Raw genomic sequence first — 15873 nt, forward strand, 5'->3', positions numbered from 1 at the left:
GGTGCGGTCATCGAACGGAATCGGGACCGGCCGCATGAGCCCACGCGCACCCTCTTTTCTGGCCAGGGTCCAGCAGGCGCTTCCCTCGCTGCATCCGGCCGAGCGCAAGCTGGGCCTGATGCTCTGTGACTTTCCCGGCGATCTGGCGAGCTACTCGGCCGTCGAACTTGCCAACCTCGCTGGCGTCTCCACCGCCACGGTCTCACGCTTCATCCGCCGGCTCGGCTACGGCTCCTACGAGGAAGCCCGGGTGCAGGTGCGCGTCGAGCGCGAAACGGGCTCCCGCCTCTACCTGGGCAGTCGGGCCCGCAAAGACGGCACGCTGAACGCGGCCGACCGCTTCAACCACTACCGCGCCAATCTCGACGGCACAGCCCAGTGGCTGGATCCCCGGCAGATCGACGACGCGACGGCCGCCATCGTCCAGGCGCGTCGCATCTGGATCGTGGGGCTGCGCGCCGGGCAATCCTTTGCCGCCTACATGCACTGGCAGCTCCTCCAGATCAGCGAGCATGCGACGCTGCTGCCGGCCGGCGGCCAGACGCTGGGCGAGCATCTCGTCGCGGTGGCGCCCCAGGACGTGGCCATCGTGTTCGGGCTGCGGCGTCGCGTGGCGGCCATGGACGGCATTCTCGCGCTGATCCGGCAGAAGGGCGCGAGGACGCTGTACATCACCGACGAGGGCGTGACCTTCCACGAACACGCCACGTGGCACGTGCGCTGCTCCACCACCTCGGCGGGCCCCCTGTTCAGCCATGTCGGGGTCATGGCCGTCTGCCACATGATCGCCGAGCAGGTGATCGCCGCGTGCGGTCCGGCGGCGGCCGAGCGGCTGCGCCGGTTCGAGGCGATCAACGAGACGCTGGGCGACGCCTGAAACGCTGCGGCCGTTCCAGGCTGCTGCAGAATTGCGCGGCCGCTGCGTCAAATTTGTGCTTCCGGGGGATCTTTGCGCAAAGAATTTGCATCGCATTCCCAACGGCTTGCGAGGTGCGTGAAACGATGATTGCATGAGCAATGTATCGCGAAGAACGAATTTCGCGGGCTTGCGAGGCTTCGGATGGCGCCTGTCGGAGAGACCCGTCTCCACCGCTCCTACGACCTGCCGGACGAACTCCTCGTCGGCACGATCGACACGCATATTCATGGCGGCCCTTGGCTCACGTCCTGCCCGGGGCGCATGGACCCGATCCAGATCGCGAGCCGGGCCCGTGACGCCGGCATGGCGGGCGTGGTGTTCTACGACCATACGCTGGGCAACAGTTGCGGCACCGCCTGGCTGACCGGCCGCGTCGTGCCGGACATCGCCATTCATGGCGGGATCATCCTGACCACGGTGCAGGGCGGCATGAACCCCCGGGCGGTGAAGACCGCGCTCTACTACGGCGCAGGCGCCAAGTTCATCCATTTCGGGGCGCACTGCACCTACCACATGGCGAGCCGCGAGGGGGCGCTGGTCGACGGCGAGCCGGTGCCCTTCAAGGACCTGTATCCGCGCTTCGCCGAGGAGGAGCTGTCCCGGGCCATTCGCATCCCGCTGACCGATCCGATCCCGCGCGAGCTCGAGGAGATCCTCGTGCTCGCGGCCGACCACCCGGACGTCTACGTCAACACGGGCCACGTCTCACCGGACGAGGTGATGCGCCTCGCCGACCTCGCCGAACGGTTCGGCATCCGCAGGCTCGAGGTGGCCCATCCCGCCCGCGCGCTGCTCACCATGGAGCAGCAGAAAAACCTCGCCGCCCGCGGCGTCTTCCTGGAAGGCGCCTGTTCCGACTGGATGTTCCACCGTGGCCTGCCGCGGTCGAACTACTATGCCGAGCCCGAATACGCCGACGAGATCGCCGGCATCGCCAACGCGCCCCGCTTCGCCGGCGTCGTGCCGTGGGCGCGGCAGCTGCGCGAGATCGGCCTCCAGTCGATCGTGCTGGGAACCGACTATGGCATCCGCTCCGCGCCCGCGCCGGTCGAGGGCATGCGGCTGCTGATCAGCACGCTTCTCGACCTGGAATTCACCGTCGACGAGATCGCGCTGATGACCAAGCGCAATCCTGCCCGCCTGCTCGGCCTCGACGAATGACGCCCGGAGCCGGAGCGATGGGGCTGCAGCCGCGCCGGACGCTCGCCGACGGTCGTGCGCTGCCGCTGCACGCGCTCCCGCCGGCGCTCACGGGCTCTCTGCTGGCGGCGCCCGCCGCCATCTTCCTGGTCCTCGCCTTTGTCGTGCCGATCGCCGAGATGGTCGGCTACAGCGTCACCGCCCACGTCACGCAGGGCACGACGGTCGGCGGCCTGACGCTGGAGAACTACGCCAGGCTGTTCCGCTCCGAGCTCTATTGGGTGGTGCTGCTGCGGACCCTGCGCATCGCGCTCGTGACCAGCCTCGTCAGCATCCCGATCGCCTATCCTCTGGCCGTCGTGCTGGCGCGGGGCGGGCCGTTCTGGTCGAGGCTCGTGATGTTCACGGTGATCTCGCCGTTGCTGGTGCTCGTGGTCGTGCGGGCCTATGGGTGGAAGCTGATCCTGGCCAAGCAGGGCTTCCTGTCGTGGTTGATCAAGGGGGTCGGCCTGTCGGCCTCGCCTCCGGCGCTGCTCTACACCGAATGGGCGGTGGTGATCGCCTCGGCCCACGTGTTCCTTCCCTTCGTCGTGCTGCCGCTGGCCGGAGCGATCGGCAAGATCGACCCGGCCGTCGAGGAAGCAGCCCGCACGCTGGGCGCCGGGCGCTGGACGATGTTCCGGCGCATCGTCGTGCCGCTGAGCCTGCCGGGGCTCGCCGTCGGCGTGACGCTCGTCTTCTCGCTCACCGCGTCGGCCTACGTGACGCCGCAGATCCTCGGCGGCAACTTCGCCGCGATGCTGGGGACGCTGGTGCAGCAGCAGATCCTCTCGGTGAACGACTGGCCGTTCGCCGCGGCCCTCGCGACCGTCCTTCTGGCCATGACGCTTCTGGCAAACCTCGTCCTGCTGCGCCTGTTCGAGAGGCGCTTCGGGCGCTGGGTCGGGCGGGGAGGGGGCCGATGATGGCGGCGAGGACCAGTGCCGTCTCCGCCCCGCTGGCGCTGTGCTGCCTGGTGCTGGCGGCTGCCATCCTGGCGCCCCTGGCCATTCCCGTCGCCGTGTCCATCTCCGACAGCCTGTTCGTCAGCTTTCCGCCGAAGGGCTTCACCCTGCGCTGGTACGCGCAGGTGATGGCCGACCGGGACTTCCGCAGCACCTTCCTGTTCAGCGTGCAGCTGGCCCTCCTGGTCACGGGCCTGAGCGTGGCCCTGGGCGTGCCCTGCGCCGTCGGCCTCACCCGCTTCGACTTTCCCGGCCGCCAGGTAGTGCTTGGCCTCATCCTCTCGCCGATCGTCTTCCCGGTCCTCGTGACCGGAGTGGCTCTCCTGCAGCTGTCGTCCCGCATGGGGGTGAACGACAGCTTCCTCCAGCTGCTCGTGGGCCACACCGTCATCTGCCTGCCCTACCTCGTGCGCACCGTCTCCGGCGCCCTGCACCTGGTGGTGCCCTCGAGCGAGGATGCCGCGCGGACGCTGGGCGCCGGCCCGCTGACGACCTTCCGCCGCATCACGCTTCCCCAGATCCGGGGCGGCATCCTGGCCGGCTGCATCTTCGCCTTCATCACCTCTTTCGACGACTACGCCATGGCGATGTGGCTGGCGGACGCCCGCCATTTCACGCTGCCCCTTCAGATCCACGTCTTCATCGAGCGCTCGTTCGACCCCAGCGTCGCAGCGATCTCGGCCCTGATGATCCTTTTCTCCCTCGCGCTGCTGCTGCTCGTCGAACGCATCCTCGGGCTCAACATGCAGCGCATCGTCGCCGGATGACTGTCCCTCCCCACACCCGAAAGGACCGACCATGACTGAGCACGCCTCGCGGTTCATTCCATCACGACGCACCATCCTGGCCGCCGGTGCCGGCCTCGCAGCACCGATGATCCTGCGGCGCAACGCCTGGGCTGCCGGCAAGGAGATCATCGTCGGCATCTGGGGTGGCGCCCAGGGCGAGTTCATCCGCAAGCAGGTGATCCCGGCCTTCGAAAAGGATTTCGGCTGCACGGTCCTGGCGGAGGAAGGCTTCACGCTGCCCAACATCGCCAAGATGCGGGCCACGAAGTCGAACCCGAAATACACCGTGATGTTCGTGGACGACCTCGCCGTGCCGATCTGCAAGGCCGAGGACCTGATCGCGCCGCTGCCGGCCGACAAGATGCCGAACATGGCGAAGCTCTTTCCGCGCTTCAACTACGAGGACGGCTACGGCACCGGCCTCGGCATCTCGATCGGCACCATGTACTACAACGTCGCCGAAAAGCCGCCGACGAGCTTCGCTGACCTGTGGGACCCCCGCTACAAGAAGGCGATCAAGCTCAACAGCTGGCAGAACACGTCGGGCCTGTTCTTCCTCATCGCGACCGCGGCCCTCGTGACCGGCAAGCCCTTCGCCCAGGCCCAGTACGAGGTCGACAAGGTCTGGCAGAAATTCGCCGAGCTCAAGCCGAACGTCCAGAACGTCTACACCTCCGCCGTGGAGGCGGCGAACGAGATCGCCCAGGGCCAGGCGGTCATCGGCGGCATCGACTACTCGAAGTTCATCTACCCCTACACGGCCAAGGGCGCGCCGATCGACATGGTCTTCCTGAAGGAAGGCTGCTTCGCCGGCGTGAACTGTCAGGTGCTGGTCAAAGGGGGCCCCAACCAGGACCTGGGCGTCGCGTTCATGGACCGCATGCTCTCGCCGACGGTGCAAAAGGAACTCGCGGAGTTCGCTCTCGTGTCGCCGCCCGTCTCCGGCGTCGACCTGTCGGCGCAGGCGCTGAAATACGTGGCCTATCCGGACAAGCGGATGGACGAGCTCAACCTGTTCATTCCCGACTGGGGCTACATCAACAAGCAGCGGGCGGCGTGGACGGAATCGGCCAACCGCATCTTCTCCGTATGACCGAGGTGGCGGTGTCGGCGCGCCGCGAGGCCGTACGCCTGAGGCTTGCGGGCCTGAGCAAGGCCTACGGGTCTTCGGCCGTCGTCGACGGCATCGATCTCCAGGTCGAGCCCGGGCAGCTCATGGCGCTGCTCGGACCGTCGGGCTGCGGCAAGACGACGACGCTGCGCATGGTGGCCGGGCTGGTGGCGCCGTCCGGGGGCGACATCCTCTTCGGCGAGGACCGCGTGACCCGCGTTCCCGTGCATCACCGCAATGTCGGCGTCCTGTTCCAGAACTACGCGCTGTTCCCGCACATGACCGTGGCCGGCAACGTCGCGTTCGGTCTCGAGATGCGCAGCTCCGACCGGGGGGCCATCGCCCGCAAGGTGGGCGAGGCCCTGGACCTCGTGCACCTGACAGCGTTCGCCGAGCGTTATCCCGCGGAACTGTCCGGCGGCCAGCAGCAGCGTGTGGCGCTGGCCCGGGCGCTCGCGATCGAACCCAGCATCCTCCTTCTCGACGAGCCTTTCGCGGCGCTCGACCGTAAGCTGCGTGAGGAGATGCAGATCCAGATCAAGGACCTGCAGCGCCGCGTCGGCATCACCACGGTCATGGTGACGCACGACCAGGAGGAGGCGCTGACCATGTCGGATCGCATCGCGGTAATGAATGCCGGCCGGATCGAGCAATGCGGGACGCCTGGCGATGTCTACGATCGCCCCGCGACGGTCTTCGTGGCGGGCTTCATCGGCACGACAAACCTCTGGCACGGAACGGTGGTCCGGCGCGACGGCGCCGAGGCGCTCGTGCGCACGAGCGCCGGGTGCCTGCTGACGGTGCGGGGGCTGCCGGCCGAGGCCGGCGAGACCATGACGTGCCTGCGACCCGAGTCCATCCGCGTGCGGCCCGCGGCGGAGCGGTCCGACGCGGCGGCGAACGAGGCTTTGGGCACCCTGGACCGCATCATTCACCGCGGCAGCCTGACGGAGCTGCACGTCCGGCTCGCGGGCGGAGACAGCCTGATCGCGGCCCGGCCGAGTGGCGAGGGGGAGCCTCTGGCGCCTGGCCAGACGGTGCTCGCCGCATGGTCGGGCGACAAAGTGCACGGCCTCGCGTAGGGAACGGCCTCGCCGCTCCCGTCGGCGGTCAGGCGCCGCGCTTGAACAGCCCCGCCACGCCCTTCCACACGGGCGCGATCACGGACGACACCACCGGGATCAGCACGAAGCCCAGAGCCAGCCCGACCACGCCAGAACCGGCCGCCCCGACCACCCATTCGACGGCGCCGCCACCGGCCGGCATCGCCTTGCCGGCACTGGCGGCCACGTCGTGGATGAGGTGGCCGAGCCATGGGAAGCCGTATTCCTCCAGGCCGTGGACGACGATGCCGCCGCCGACCCAGATCATGGCTGCGGTGCCGACCACCGACAGGACGGCGAGGAAGACGGGCATGCCCTTCACCAGCGCGCGTCCGACCCCGCGGCTGAGCGAGCCCAGGATCGAGGTGGAGGTGCTGCGGGCGAGCGCCACGCCGAGGTCGTCGGCTTTCACGATGAGCGCGACGCCGCCATAGACGACGGCCGTGATGCCGATGCCCACGACGGCGAGGATGGCCGCCTGCGTCCAGAAGCTGCCTTCGGGAATGGCGCCCAGCGTGATCGCCATGATTTCGGCGGAGAGGATGAAGTCGGTCTTCACCGCGCCGGAGACCTTTTCGTCCTCCAGCGACTGGGCGCTGACGTCCGCGGGGGGCAGGGCGGCCTCGTGTTCGTGTGCCGCGTGGGGGAACAGCTTCTCGTAGACCTTCTCGGCGCCCTCGTAGCACAGGAAGGCGCCGCCCAGCATGAGCAGCGGCGTGATCGCCCAGGGCGCGAAGAGGCTCAGCGCCAGCGCCATCGGCAGCAGGATCAAGAGCTTGTTGCGCAGCGACCCCTTGGCGATCTTGGCGACAATCGGGATCTCGCGGTCGGCCGCGAAGCCCACCACGTAGCGCGGCGTCACCGCCGCGTCGTCGATGACGACGCCCGCGGCCTTCGCGCCGGCCTTGGCGGCCTGGGCAGCGACGTCGTCGAGCGAGGCCGCCGCGACCTTGGCGAGGCCGGCGACGTCGTCGAGGAGGGCGATCAGTCCGATGCTCACGCGGGCTCCCGGTCTGGCGGAGGGCGATGACGCGACCGATGGTCGCCCGCCTTCCTTACAGAACGGTGAGCCGATTGTCGCCGACCCCAACCCCGCCCGGCCGGGGGAGGTTGCCTGGAACCGTTGCCTAGAACTTCAGCAGCGGGCTGCGATAGGGATCGATGCCCTGCCGGTCCGCCGCCACGCCGTCCCCCTTCGCGGCGATGAGCTGCAGCGGATCTGTGCCCGCCATGTCCTCGATCGTCGGGCGCTTGCCCTCGACCCTGTCGATCCAGTCCAGCAGGCGGCCCTTCATGTTGTCGGCGACGCCGCGGAAGGTCGACATGCCGGCGAGGTTCACGAGCTCGTAGGGGTCGTTGTCGAGGTCGTAGAGGTACTCCTCGCGGTAGCTCGCCGCGTCCTGCGCGGCCTCGTCGTAGGGCGCCGTCACGCTGTATTTCCACCGCGCCGAGCGGATGGCGCGGGCCGTCTGGCTCTCGCTGATCTGGATGAGGATGTCGTCGCGCCAGGGGGCCGTCTTGTCGCGGACCACGGGCAGGATGGAGCGGCCCATCATCGAGGCGGGCACTTCGAGGCCGGCGGCGTCGATGAGCGTGGGCGCCACGTCGATGGTGCCGAAGAGATGGCGCACCTCGCCGCCCCCCACGAAGCCGGGGCCGGTGATGAGGGTCGGCACCCGCACCGAGCTTTCGTGGCAGGAGCGCTTGTACTCGCCGTTGCGGGTCTTGAAGTGGCAGCCGTGGTCCGATGTGAACAGGACGATGGTGTTGTCCAGGAGGTCGAGGCTGATGAGCGCATCCATCAGCCGGCCGAACGCCTCGTCGAGCCGGCGCACCATGCCGTAGTAGCCGGGCAGGTGCTGGGGGCTCGTGCCCTGCAGGGCCACGAGGTCCGGCGGAACCCAGTGGCCGCTGTCCAGGCCGCGGCCGCGCGGGGGCGGGTAGTTGTCCAGGTGGTTCTGGTGGTGCGGCTCCAGGAACGACATGAACAGGAAGAAGGGCTCCTGCTGGTGCGTGTCGACGAAGCGGATGGCGGCATCCGTCAGCGCGTCGACCCGGTAGCCCGGCAGCTTGCGGCGGCGGTTCTCCTCGTCCCAGAGCAGGCAGTCATAGGCGTCGGAGGAGAACTCCAGCAGGTTCGCGCCGAGCCAGCTCTGGTATCCGCCGCGCTCGGGCGCCTTGACGGGATCGTCGGAGCCCAGGTGCCACTTGCCGATGTAGCCGGTGTGGTAGCCACCCTTATTGAACACGCGCGCCAGCGTCTCGGCGTCCTGGGCGAGCGGGATGTGGTTGCGCCAGCATCCCGTCTGCGTCGCGAAGCGGCCCGTCTGCATGCAGGAGCGGGCCGGGCCGCACAGGGGCTGGACGGTGATGGCATTGAACAGGTGCGTGCCCTGGCGCGCATAGCGGTCGAAGTTCGGCGTGAGCCCCATCGGATTGCCGTGCACGCCGACCGTGTCGAAGCGCTGCTGGTCGGTGAAGAACACGATGACGTTGGGCTTGCGCATGTCGTTTTTCCTCCGCTTCCGCCAGACTAGGCAGTCGTTGCGATCACCGGAAATGACATTGCTTGCTGCCCGTCATAGCCGCAGAGAATGGGCACCCCTGCAGCATGGCATTTGTGTCGCGCGCGCGATCCGCCGATAAAGGGGCGAAAGAGATCGCCGATGACCTGCTGCCCCAAGCCCGAGCCCCTCGTCCTGCCGCCCATGCCGGCCGCGGCGACCCCGATCAGCCGATCCGAGACCGCCGGAGGCGAGGGCGTCGTCCGCTTCGACGGGGGCCCGAGTTTCATCGGCACGGATCGCCCCGCGCTGAAGCCGGACGGGGAGGGGCCGCGCCGCCCCGTGCGCCTCAAGTCGTTCGGCATCGAACGCTTCACCGTGACCAATGCGCGCTTCGCCGCCTTCGTCGCCGCGACCGGCTACAGGACCGAGGCGGAGGCCTTCGGCTGGAGCTTCGTGTTCCAGACCTTCCTCGACCCCAGGCTCAGCGCCCCGGCGCCGATCGACACGCCCTGGTGGCGCAAGATCGACGGGGCCGACTGGGCCCATCCCGAAGGCCCGGGCTCGTCGACCGCGGGCCGCGAGAACCACCCCGTCACCCACGTGTCGTGGACGGACGCCCAGGCCTTCGCCACCTGGGTCGGCGGCCGGCTCCCGACCGAGGCCGAATGGGAGCACGCCGCGCGCGCCGGCGCCGCCGACCGGCGCTTCCCCTGGGGCGACGAGGAGCCCACCGACGAGCGCGTCTTCTGCAACATCTGGCAGGGCCGCTTCCCGGACCTCAACACCGCCGTCGACGGCTTCCCCGGGACGGCGCCGGTCGATGCCTTCGCGCCGAATCCGGCCGGGCTCTTCAACATGGCCGGCAATGTCTGGGAATGGTGCCAGGACCCCTTCCGCACCCGCTCCCTCTCCCGCATCGGCCGCGAGCGCGACCGCGAGGCGGCGGCCGAGCAGGAGCGCGTGATGAAGGGCGGCTCCTACCTGTGCCACATCAGCTACTGCTACCGGTACCGCATCGCGGCGCGGCTCGGCCGCAACCCCAACACATCGACCGGGCATGTGGGTTTCCGGGTGGCGTTCGACTGAGCGCACGGCGCTCTCGACAACTCCCATGCCCCTCATCCTGAGCCGCGGCCGCAGGCGGCCGCTACGCGGCCGGCTCAGGACGAGGGGCTTTGGAGTGGAGAGCCGTGCAGCAGCGCTACTTCACCGACCCCAGCGTCAGGCCGCGCACCACGAATTTCTGGCCGAAGAACATGATCAGGATCGCCGGGATGGTGGCCAGGATCGAGGCGGCCGCCATCTGGGCGTGCTGGATCTCGTATTCCTGCGCGAACTTGGCGACGCCGACGGGCACCGTCGCGGTGGCCCGCGAGGTGAGGTTCAGCGCCACGGCGAACTCGTTCCAGCTGAAGATGAAGCTGAGCACGCCGGTGGCGATGAGGCCCGGCACGATGACGGGCAGCACCACGTAGCCGAAGGTCTGGATGCGGCTGCAGCCGTCGATCTCGGCGGCTTCCTCCATCTCGCGCGGGACCTCGCGCACGAAGGCCAGCATCAGCCAGATCGCCATGGGCAGGTTGAGCGTCACGTGGGTCAGCACGAGGCCGGTCAGCGTGTCGTAGAGCCCGAAGTGGCGGAAGATGAGGTACCAGGGGCCCACCAGCGTCAGCACCGGCACCATGTGGAACACGACGAGCCAGGCCATCAGCCCGCGCGACACCCAGGGCGCCCAGGGAAACCGGTTGAGCGAGTAGGCGGCGAGCGTGCCGAGCACCAGCACGATGGTCGTGCTGGTGACGGCGACGACGACGCTGTTCCAGAGATTGTCGGAGAAGCGCGAGCGGCGGCTGAACAGCACGTCGGTGTAGTTGCTCAGCGTCGGCTCGAAGACCCAGGAGCCCTGGTAGATGGCGATCTGGTACTTGAACGAGTTCATCAGGATCCAGAGGAACGGCGCCACGATGACGACGAGCGCCACCGCGAGGAACACCCGCTGGAGAGGCGTGAGGTGTCCCATGCCCGTCAGCCCTGCGCCTGCGCGGCCGTGACGCGCCGCGACACCAGGAGGAACGACACCACCATCAGGATCACGGTGATCGACAGCATCGCGCCGTAGCCCAGATTGTTCTGCTGGAAGAACACCTTGTAGAGGTGGAGGCTGATCAGCTCGCTCGACGTGCCGGGCCCGCCCGAGGTCAGCAGGAACACCTCGTCGAAGGTCTTGAAGGCGAGGATCGAGCGGAAGGTGAAGGCCACGACGATGGCGGGCTTCAGCAGCGGCAACACGACGTAGCGCGTCGTCTGGCCCTGCGTGGCGCCGTCGATCTTGGCCGCTTCCATGACGTCGCCCGGGAGCCCCTCGACCGCGGCGAACAGGATCAGGAAGATGAAGGGCACCCAGTGCCAGACGTCGACGATGATGACCGAGAGCAGCGAGAAGCGCGGGTCGCCCAGCCAGTTGATCGGCCCAAGGCCGAGCAGCGCCGCGCCCTGGTTCAGGATGCCGAAGTCGAAATTGTACATCAGCCGCCACATGCTGCCGATCGCCACCGGCGGCACCAGGATCGGCAGGATGATGAGGGTGCGGATCAGACCCTTGCCCCTCGAGACGCGCGAGACGCAGATGGCGAGCGCCAGCCCGATCGCCATCTCGGCCGACACGGCCACCAGCACGAAGACGATCGTGTTGACGATGGCCGGACGGATGATCGGGTCGCCGGAGAAGTAGCTGAAGTTCTGCCACGGATTGAACGTGGCGATCTCCTGGCCGCCCTCGAAGCGGTACACGTGCAGGCTCATCCCGACGAGGTTGAGCATCGGGTAGACCGAGAGCACCACGAAGACGATGACCGCGGGCAGCAGCGTCCAGTAAGGGAACGACCTGTCCAGGAACCCGGACGATGGCGGTTTCATCGGGCGAGCGTTCCCTTGGGCAAGGATGCGGTTAGGACGGGGTGCGCGGTTGGACGATCCTGCGTCCTTCGACACGGCCGCTGCGCGGCCTGCTCAGGATGAGGGGAATTGTTGGCGTTGAACAACCACAAAGGTCCTCATCCTGAGCAGCCGCCGCAGGCGGCGTGTCGAAGGACGCACCACGTGTCAGCGGATCACTCCGGCAGCGGAGCGAGCTTGCCCGTCTTGCGGCCGGACTTGGCGAAGATGGCCTCGATCTCGCCGGCCGCGGTGTTCAGCGCCTTGGCCGGCGACATCTCGCCGATCAGCGCCTGGTTGAGCCGAAGGCCGAAGGCCGCTTCCACCGCCGCCGCCTCGGCGTAGCCGAGCGAAGCGACCGAGGCCTCGACGCTGTCGAGATATGCCGGCATCCACGAGAACTGCGGCTTGGAGGCGAGGTCGGACTTCAGCGTGTCGACGCGCACCGGGATACCGCCAGCTTCCGCATAGGCGCGCTGGGCTTCCGGCGACATGAACCACTTCAGGAACGCGATCGCGGCCTTGGCCTTGTCGTCCGAAGTGTTCTTGGGAACCGCGAAGCTCCAGTTGCCGATGACCACGCCCGGCTTCTTGCCGGCGACGGCGGCCGGGACCGGGGCGGCGGCGACCTTGCCGACGACGGCGGACTTCGTCTTGTCCTCGAAGTTCGACCACGCCGCGATGACGGCCTGCACCGCGGCGGCCTTGCCGCTGGCCATCAGCTGGATCATGTCGGCCTGGCCGATCGAGCCGTAGTTGCCCGGCCCGCAGGTCTTCATGAGGGTGATGAACTGGTTCAGCGCCGCCAGCACCTGCGGGCTGTTCACGGTGACGGTGAAGTCGCCTTCCTGCGGGTTGGCGACGATTTCGCCGCCATGGCCGATCATGAAGGTCGAGAAGTCGTAGCGGATCGAGTTGCCGCGCTCGCCGCGGGCGACGAAGCCGTACATGTTGGGCGGCGACTGGATCTTCTGGCAGGCCGCGAGCACGTCGTCATAGGTCTTGGGCGCCGAAAGCCCCGCCTTGTCGTAGAGGTCCTTGCGGTAGGCCAGGATGTGCACGTTGCAGTTCGGAGGCACGCCCATGAGCTTGCCGCCGTCGGGCGTGCGGAAGCGCTTGGCGGCGTTCCAGTAGTGGGTGTTGCCGCAGGAGAGCAGTTCCTTCGGCACGGTGAAGCCGGCGTCGATGTCGTTCAGCGGCTTCAGGAACCCGCCTTCGTAGAATTCGATCGTCCAGCCGCCGTCGAGGTTGAGGAGGTCGTAGGGGCTCGTCCCGCCGCGCACCGCGTTGCGGGCCTTCTCCAGCATGCCGCCATAGGGCGTCACGTCGAGGTCGACCTTGTTGCCGGTCTGCTGGGAGTAGAGGTCGACCGCCTTCTCGAAGCCCGCGTACCAGGGCGAGGCGTTGATCAGGATGGTGATGGGGGCCTGCTTGCCCACCTCCACGAAGCTCGCCGCCGGAGCCGGGGCCGGCGTGGCGGTCCAGAGAACGGCGCCGAGCGCGGCCGCCGCCAGTGCTGATTTCAGCTGCATCCCATCCTCCCCGTTGTCGGCGTCTGCGGCCATCGCTGGGCCGTTCCGAGCGCCCTTGAATTCTTCACCGTCGCGTAGGCCGGACCGCGCCGCATGTCGCGCGGCGGTTCCTGCACCGTCTGTGTCGGCAGGGGGATGCTACGTGCTATGGACATTCCGAAGAAATGAAATTGAGCACCCGCATCCATTCCCCTGGGGCATAGCGATGGATCGCAAGATCATGGCCTTCCTGGCCATCGTCGAGGAAGGCACGTTGACGGCGGCGGCGAACCGGGTGGGCCTGGCGCAGCCGTCGCTGACCAAGTTCCTGCAGCGTCTGGAGGCCGAGCTCGGCACCAGGCTCTTCGTCCGCAGGACACGGGGCATGGAGCTGACGAGCGCGGGCGAGAGCTTCCTCCGTCACGCCCGCCGCATCGAGGCCGAGTACCGCTTCGCCGTCGAGGAGATCGCCGCCACGAAGAACGGCGGGTTGCCGGTGCTGCGCATCGGGGCCGGGCCGCTCTACCACATGCTCCACATTCCCCGCGTCCTGCGCACGCTGATGGAGGAGTTCCCGGGGACCCGGATCGACGTGGTCGCCGGCATCAACCCGATCGTGTTCCCGATGCTTCAGCGCGGCGAGGTCGACGTCGTCTGCGGCGAGATCGATGCCGAATTGCCGAGCTACGGGCTCGAGCTTCACCCGCTCGTGGTGGTCGAGCACGCCATGATCATGCGACCGGGCCATCCGCTGCGCGACACGCTGATCACGCCCGAGACGCTGGCGGGCTCGAGCTTCGTTCTCTTCCAGCACGACGAGCGCTTCATGAAGCACCTCGACGCCTACATGGCCGGGGGAGCCCACCGCTACCGGGTGGCGGTCTCGACCTCCTCCTTCGCCACCGGCCTGCGCCTGGTGGCCGAGACCGACCACCTGATGATCGCGCCGGCTCCGCTGGAACCCGTGATCACGGAGGCCGGGCTCATCATCCGCCATCCCGCCCGCACCTTCTGGAAGATGACCACCGGGCTGGTGACGCGCGGCTCCAGCAGCTCGGTCCCCATCATCCGCACCTTCGTGGACCTGGTGCGGACCTCCGTCCGGCAATTCCCGGAGGCTATGGGACAGCACGTCTGAAATCATTTTACAGGGGGGCCGGAGCATCGAAGTCTGAAGGACCACGCTCATCAGGTGATCCCAGCATGCCCGCCAAGCGCCCGAACATCGTCATCGTGCTCGCCGACGACATGGGTTTTTCCGACATCGGCTGCTATGGCGGCGAAATCCGGACCCCGAATCTCGACGCCCTCGGCCGCAAGGGCGCCCGCTTCTCGCAATTCTACAACACGGCCCGCTGCAGCCCGTCGCGCGCCTCGATGCTGACGGGCCTGCACCCGCACCAGACGGGCATCGGCATCCTCACCAACGACAGCAGCCCGCGCGGCTATCCCGGCACCATCAACCGGCGCTGTGCCACGCTCGCCGAGATGCTGAAGGGCGCGGGCTACGCCACCTGCCTCGCCGGCAAGTGGCACCTCGCCGTCGACATGGCGACGCCGAACGATTGCTGGCCGACCCGGCGTGGCTTCGACCGCTTCTTCGGCACGCTGACGGGCTGCGGCAGCTTCTACAAGCCCGGCACCCTCAAGCGGCAGGAGGCCGATGCCTCGGCCGAGGCCGACGACCCGTCCTTCTTCTACACGGACGCGATCGCCGACGAGGGGGCCGCCTTCGTGCGCGCGCAGGCGGCCGCGGGAAAGCCGTTCTTCCTCTACACCGCCTTCACGGCGCCCCACTGGCCACTGCATGCGCCGCAGGAGGACATCGACGCCTGCAACGGCCGCTTCGACGAGGGCTGGGACAGCCTGCGCGAGAAGCGCATGGCGCGCATCGTGGAGGAGGGCGTGCTGCCCGCCGACACCACCATGAGCGAGCGCGACCCCACCCAGCCCGCCTGGGCGGACGCCGCCCACAAGGCGTGGGAGGTCAAGCGCATGCAGGCCTATGCCGCACAAATCGAGCGCATGGACAAAGGGATCGGCAGGATCCTTGAATCACTTCGCGAAGGCGGCGTGCTCGACGACACGCTGTTCGTCTTCCTCTCCGACAACGGAGCGTCGTCCGAAGCCCTGCCGCTGGTGAAGCTCGAGCAGTTCGTGCTGCGCACGGACATCTGCCCGCCGCGCGCCCGCGACGGCAGGCCGATGCGGGTGGGCAATTCGCCCGACATCGTGCCCGGCCCCGAGGACACCTATGCGAGCTACGGCCGCGCCTGGGCCAACCTCTCCAACACGCCCTTCCGCTACTACAAGCGCTGGGTGCACGAGGGCGGCATCGCGACCCCGCTCATCGTGCACTGGCCCGCCGGCGGCCTGAAGCCAGGCCATGTGGTGGACCTGCCATGCCAGCTCGTCGACCTCGTGCCGACCATCCTGGAGGCGACGGGCGCGTCCTACCCGCCCGCAGGCCTGCCCGAACCCGTGCTGCCGCTCGAGGGCCGCAGCGTCCTGCCCGCGCTTCGGGGGGAGGCGATGGAGCCGCGCCCGCTCTACTGGGAGCACACCGGCAACGCCGCGATCCGCGTGGGGCCGTGGAAGCTCGTGCGCGAGGAGCCGAATGCCTGGGAGCTCTACGACCTGGAAAAGGATCGGACCGAGCTGAACGACGTGGCGGGCGAGAACCCCGGCGTCGTGGCCGACCTGTCGGCCCGCTGGGCGACCTGGGCCGGGCGGGTTGGCGTGATCCCGTGGGAGGTCACGCTGTCGATCTACGCCGAGAAGGGGCTGGGGCCCATGGAAGCGGCGGGGTGAGTTCGCTCCCAACCCTCCGGGCGTCATCCCCGGGCTTGGCCCGGG

The 15873-nt window shown here is 68.3% G+C and carries 14 protein-coding genes; 9 read left to right on the forward strand and 5 right to left on the reverse strand.

Annotated features, from left to right (window positions below):
• Positions 1 to 34 precede the first annotated feature (34 nt).
• From Q0Q47_RS17830 to Q0Q47_RS17855, 6 genes are all read left to right on the forward strand, one after another.
• On the forward strand, positions 35 to 877 hold the full coding sequence (locus tag Q0Q47_RS17830) for a MurR/RpiR family transcriptional regulator (protein ID WP_293862788.1): 843 nt from the start codon (positions 35 to 37) through the stop codon (positions 875 to 877).
• A 183-nt stretch (positions 878 to 1060) separates the two neighbouring features.
• On the forward strand, positions 1061 to 2080 hold the full coding sequence (locus Q0Q47_RS17835) for a DUF6282 family protein (RefSeq protein WP_293862790.1): 1020 nt from the start codon (positions 1061 to 1063) through the stop codon (positions 2078 to 2080).
• Positions 2081 to 2097: 17 nt separating this feature from the next.
• The gene (locus Q0Q47_RS17840; RefSeq protein ID WP_293862792.1) at positions 2098 to 3024 is read left to right on the forward strand and encodes an ABC transporter permease; all 927 of its coding nucleotides are present in this window, start codon (positions 2098 to 2100) and stop codon (positions 3022 to 3024) included.
• The gene (locus Q0Q47_RS17845; RefSeq protein WP_293862794.1) at positions 3021 to 3830 is read left to right on the forward strand and encodes an ABC transporter permease; all 810 of its coding nucleotides are present in this window, start codon (positions 3021 to 3023) and stop codon (positions 3828 to 3830) included. Before Q0Q47_RS17840 ends, Q0Q47_RS17845 begins: the two co-directional genes overlap by 4 nt.
• Before the next feature lie 31 nt (positions 3831 to 3861).
• Positions 3862 to 4944, forward strand: coding sequence for an extracellular solute-binding protein (locus Q0Q47_RS17850; protein ID WP_293862796.1), 1083 nt, complete (start codon positions 3862 to 3864; stop codon positions 4942 to 4944).
• Positions 4941 to 6044 carry an ABC transporter ATP-binding protein gene (locus Q0Q47_RS17855; protein WP_293862798.1) on the forward strand — a complete coding sequence of 368 codons (1104 nt, stop codon included), beginning with the start codon at positions 4941 to 4943 and terminating at the stop codon, positions 6042 to 6044. The genes Q0Q47_RS17850 and Q0Q47_RS17855 overlap by 4 nt, the downstream gene beginning before the upstream one ends.
• A gap of 28 nt (positions 6045 to 6072) precedes the next feature.
• Here the strand turns inward: Q0Q47_RS17855 and Q0Q47_RS17860 are convergent, their stop codons facing one another.
• Both Q0Q47_RS17860 and Q0Q47_RS17865 read right to left on the reverse strand, forming a co-directional pair.
• Positions 6073 to 7065 carry a DUF808 domain-containing protein gene (locus Q0Q47_RS17860; protein ID WP_293862800.1) on the reverse strand — a complete coding sequence of 331 codons (993 nt, stop codon included), beginning with the start codon at positions 7063 to 7065 and terminating at the stop codon, positions 6073 to 6075.
• Between the two features lie 127 nt (positions 7066 to 7192).
• Positions 7193 to 8572 carry a sulfatase-like hydrolase/transferase gene (locus Q0Q47_RS17865; protein WP_293862802.1) on the reverse strand — a complete coding sequence of 460 codons (1380 nt, stop codon included), beginning with the start codon at positions 8570 to 8572 and terminating at the stop codon, positions 7193 to 7195.
• Between the two features lie 159 nt (positions 8573 to 8731).
• Here Q0Q47_RS17865 and Q0Q47_RS17870 point away from each other — a divergent pair, with 159 nt between their 5' ends.
• Complete coding sequence (locus tag Q0Q47_RS17870) at positions 8732 to 9658, forward strand: formylglycine-generating enzyme family protein (protein WP_293862804.1); 927 nt, start codon at positions 8732 to 8734, stop codon at positions 9656 to 9658.
• Positions 9659 to 9773: 115 nt separating this feature from the next.
• Here the strand turns inward: Q0Q47_RS17870 and Q0Q47_RS17875 are convergent, their stop codons facing one another.
• The 3 genes from Q0Q47_RS17875 to Q0Q47_RS17885 form a co-directional block, all read right to left on the reverse strand.
• The gene (locus tag Q0Q47_RS17875) at positions 9774 to 10592 is read right to left on the reverse strand and encodes a carbohydrate ABC transporter permease (RefSeq protein WP_293862806.1); all 819 of its coding nucleotides are present in this window, start codon (positions 10590 to 10592) and stop codon (positions 9774 to 9776) included.
• A 5-nt stretch (positions 10593 to 10597) separates the two neighbouring features.
• On the reverse strand, positions 10598 to 11488 hold the full coding sequence (locus Q0Q47_RS17880) for a carbohydrate ABC transporter permease (protein ID WP_293862808.1): 891 nt from the start codon (positions 11486 to 11488) through the stop codon (positions 10598 to 10600).
• 194 nt (positions 11489 to 11682) lie between these two features.
• A complete protein-coding gene (locus tag Q0Q47_RS17885; protein WP_293862810.1) occupies positions 11683 to 13038 on the reverse strand; it encodes an ABC transporter substrate-binding protein in 1356 nt (451 codons plus the stop codon).
• Positions 13039 to 13243: 205 nt separating this feature from the next.
• On the opposite strand from Q0Q47_RS17885, the gene Q0Q47_RS17890 reads away from it, so the two are divergent.
• Both Q0Q47_RS17890 and Q0Q47_RS17895 read left to right on the forward strand, forming a co-directional pair.
• Positions 13244 to 14155 (forward strand): LysR family transcriptional regulator, encoded by a 912-nt coding sequence (locus tag Q0Q47_RS17890; RefSeq protein WP_293862812.1) that lies wholly within the window; start codon positions 13244 to 13246, stop codon positions 14153 to 14155.
• A gap of 65 nt (positions 14156 to 14220) precedes the next feature.
• Positions 14221 to 15828, forward strand: coding sequence for an arylsulfatase (locus tag Q0Q47_RS17895; RefSeq protein WP_293862814.1), 1608 nt, complete (start codon positions 14221 to 14223; stop codon positions 15826 to 15828).
• The last annotated feature ends 45 nt before the right edge of the window (positions 15829 to 15873 follow it).

Origin of the sequence: uncultured Alsobacter sp., from assembly GCF_945952055.1 — a bacterium.
Taxonomy (GTDB): domain Bacteria; phylum Pseudomonadota; class Alphaproteobacteria; order Rhizobiales; family Beijerinckiaceae; genus Alsobacter.

Coding starts and splice junctions, on each gene's coding strand:
- Q0Q47_RS17830 (WP_293862788.1), top strand. CDS start 35: ATGAGCCCACGCGCACCCTCTTTTCTGGCCAGGGTCCAGCAGGCGCTT.
- Q0Q47_RS17835 (WP_293862790.1), top strand. CDS start 1,061: ATGGCGCCTGTCGGAGAGACCCGTCTCCACCGCTCCTACGACCTGCCG.
- Q0Q47_RS17840 (WP_293862792.1), top strand. CDS start 2,098: ATGGGGCTGCAGCCGCGCCGGACGCTCGCCGACGGTCGTGCGCTGCCG.
- Q0Q47_RS17845 (WP_293862794.1), top strand. CDS start 3,021: ATGATGGCGGCGAGGACCAGTGCCGTCTCCGCCCCGCTGGCGCTGTGC.
- Q0Q47_RS17850 (WP_293862796.1), top strand. CDS start 3,862: ATGACTGAGCACGCCTCGCGGTTCATTCCATCACGACGCACCATCCTG.
- Q0Q47_RS17855 (WP_293862798.1), top strand. CDS start 4,941: ATGACCGAGGTGGCGGTGTCGGCGCGCCGCGAGGCCGTACGCCTGAGG.
- Q0Q47_RS17865 (WP_293862802.1), bottom strand. CDS start 8,572: ATGCGCAAGCCCAACGTCATCGTGTTCTTCACCGACCAGCAGCGCTTC.
- Q0Q47_RS17870 (WP_293862804.1), top strand. CDS start 8,732: ATGACCTGCTGCCCCAAGCCCGAGCCCCTCGTCCTGCCGCCCATGCCG.
- Q0Q47_RS17875 (WP_293862806.1), bottom strand. CDS start 10,592: ATGGGACACCTCACGCCTCTCCAGCGGGTGTTCCTCGCGGTGGCGCTC.
- Q0Q47_RS17880 (WP_293862808.1), bottom strand. CDS start 11,488: ATGAAACCGCCATCGTCCGGGTTCCTGGACAGGTCGTTCCCTTACTGG.
- Q0Q47_RS17885 (WP_293862810.1), bottom strand. CDS start 13,038: ATGCAGCTGAAATCAGCACTGGCGGCGGCCGCGCTCGGCGCCGTTCTC.
- Q0Q47_RS17890 (WP_293862812.1), top strand. CDS start 13,244: ATGGATCGCAAGATCATGGCCTTCCTGGCCATCGTCGAGGAAGGCACG.
- Q0Q47_RS17895 (WP_293862814.1), top strand. CDS start 14,221: ATGCCCGCCAAGCGCCCGAACATCGTCATCGTGCTCGCCGACGACATG.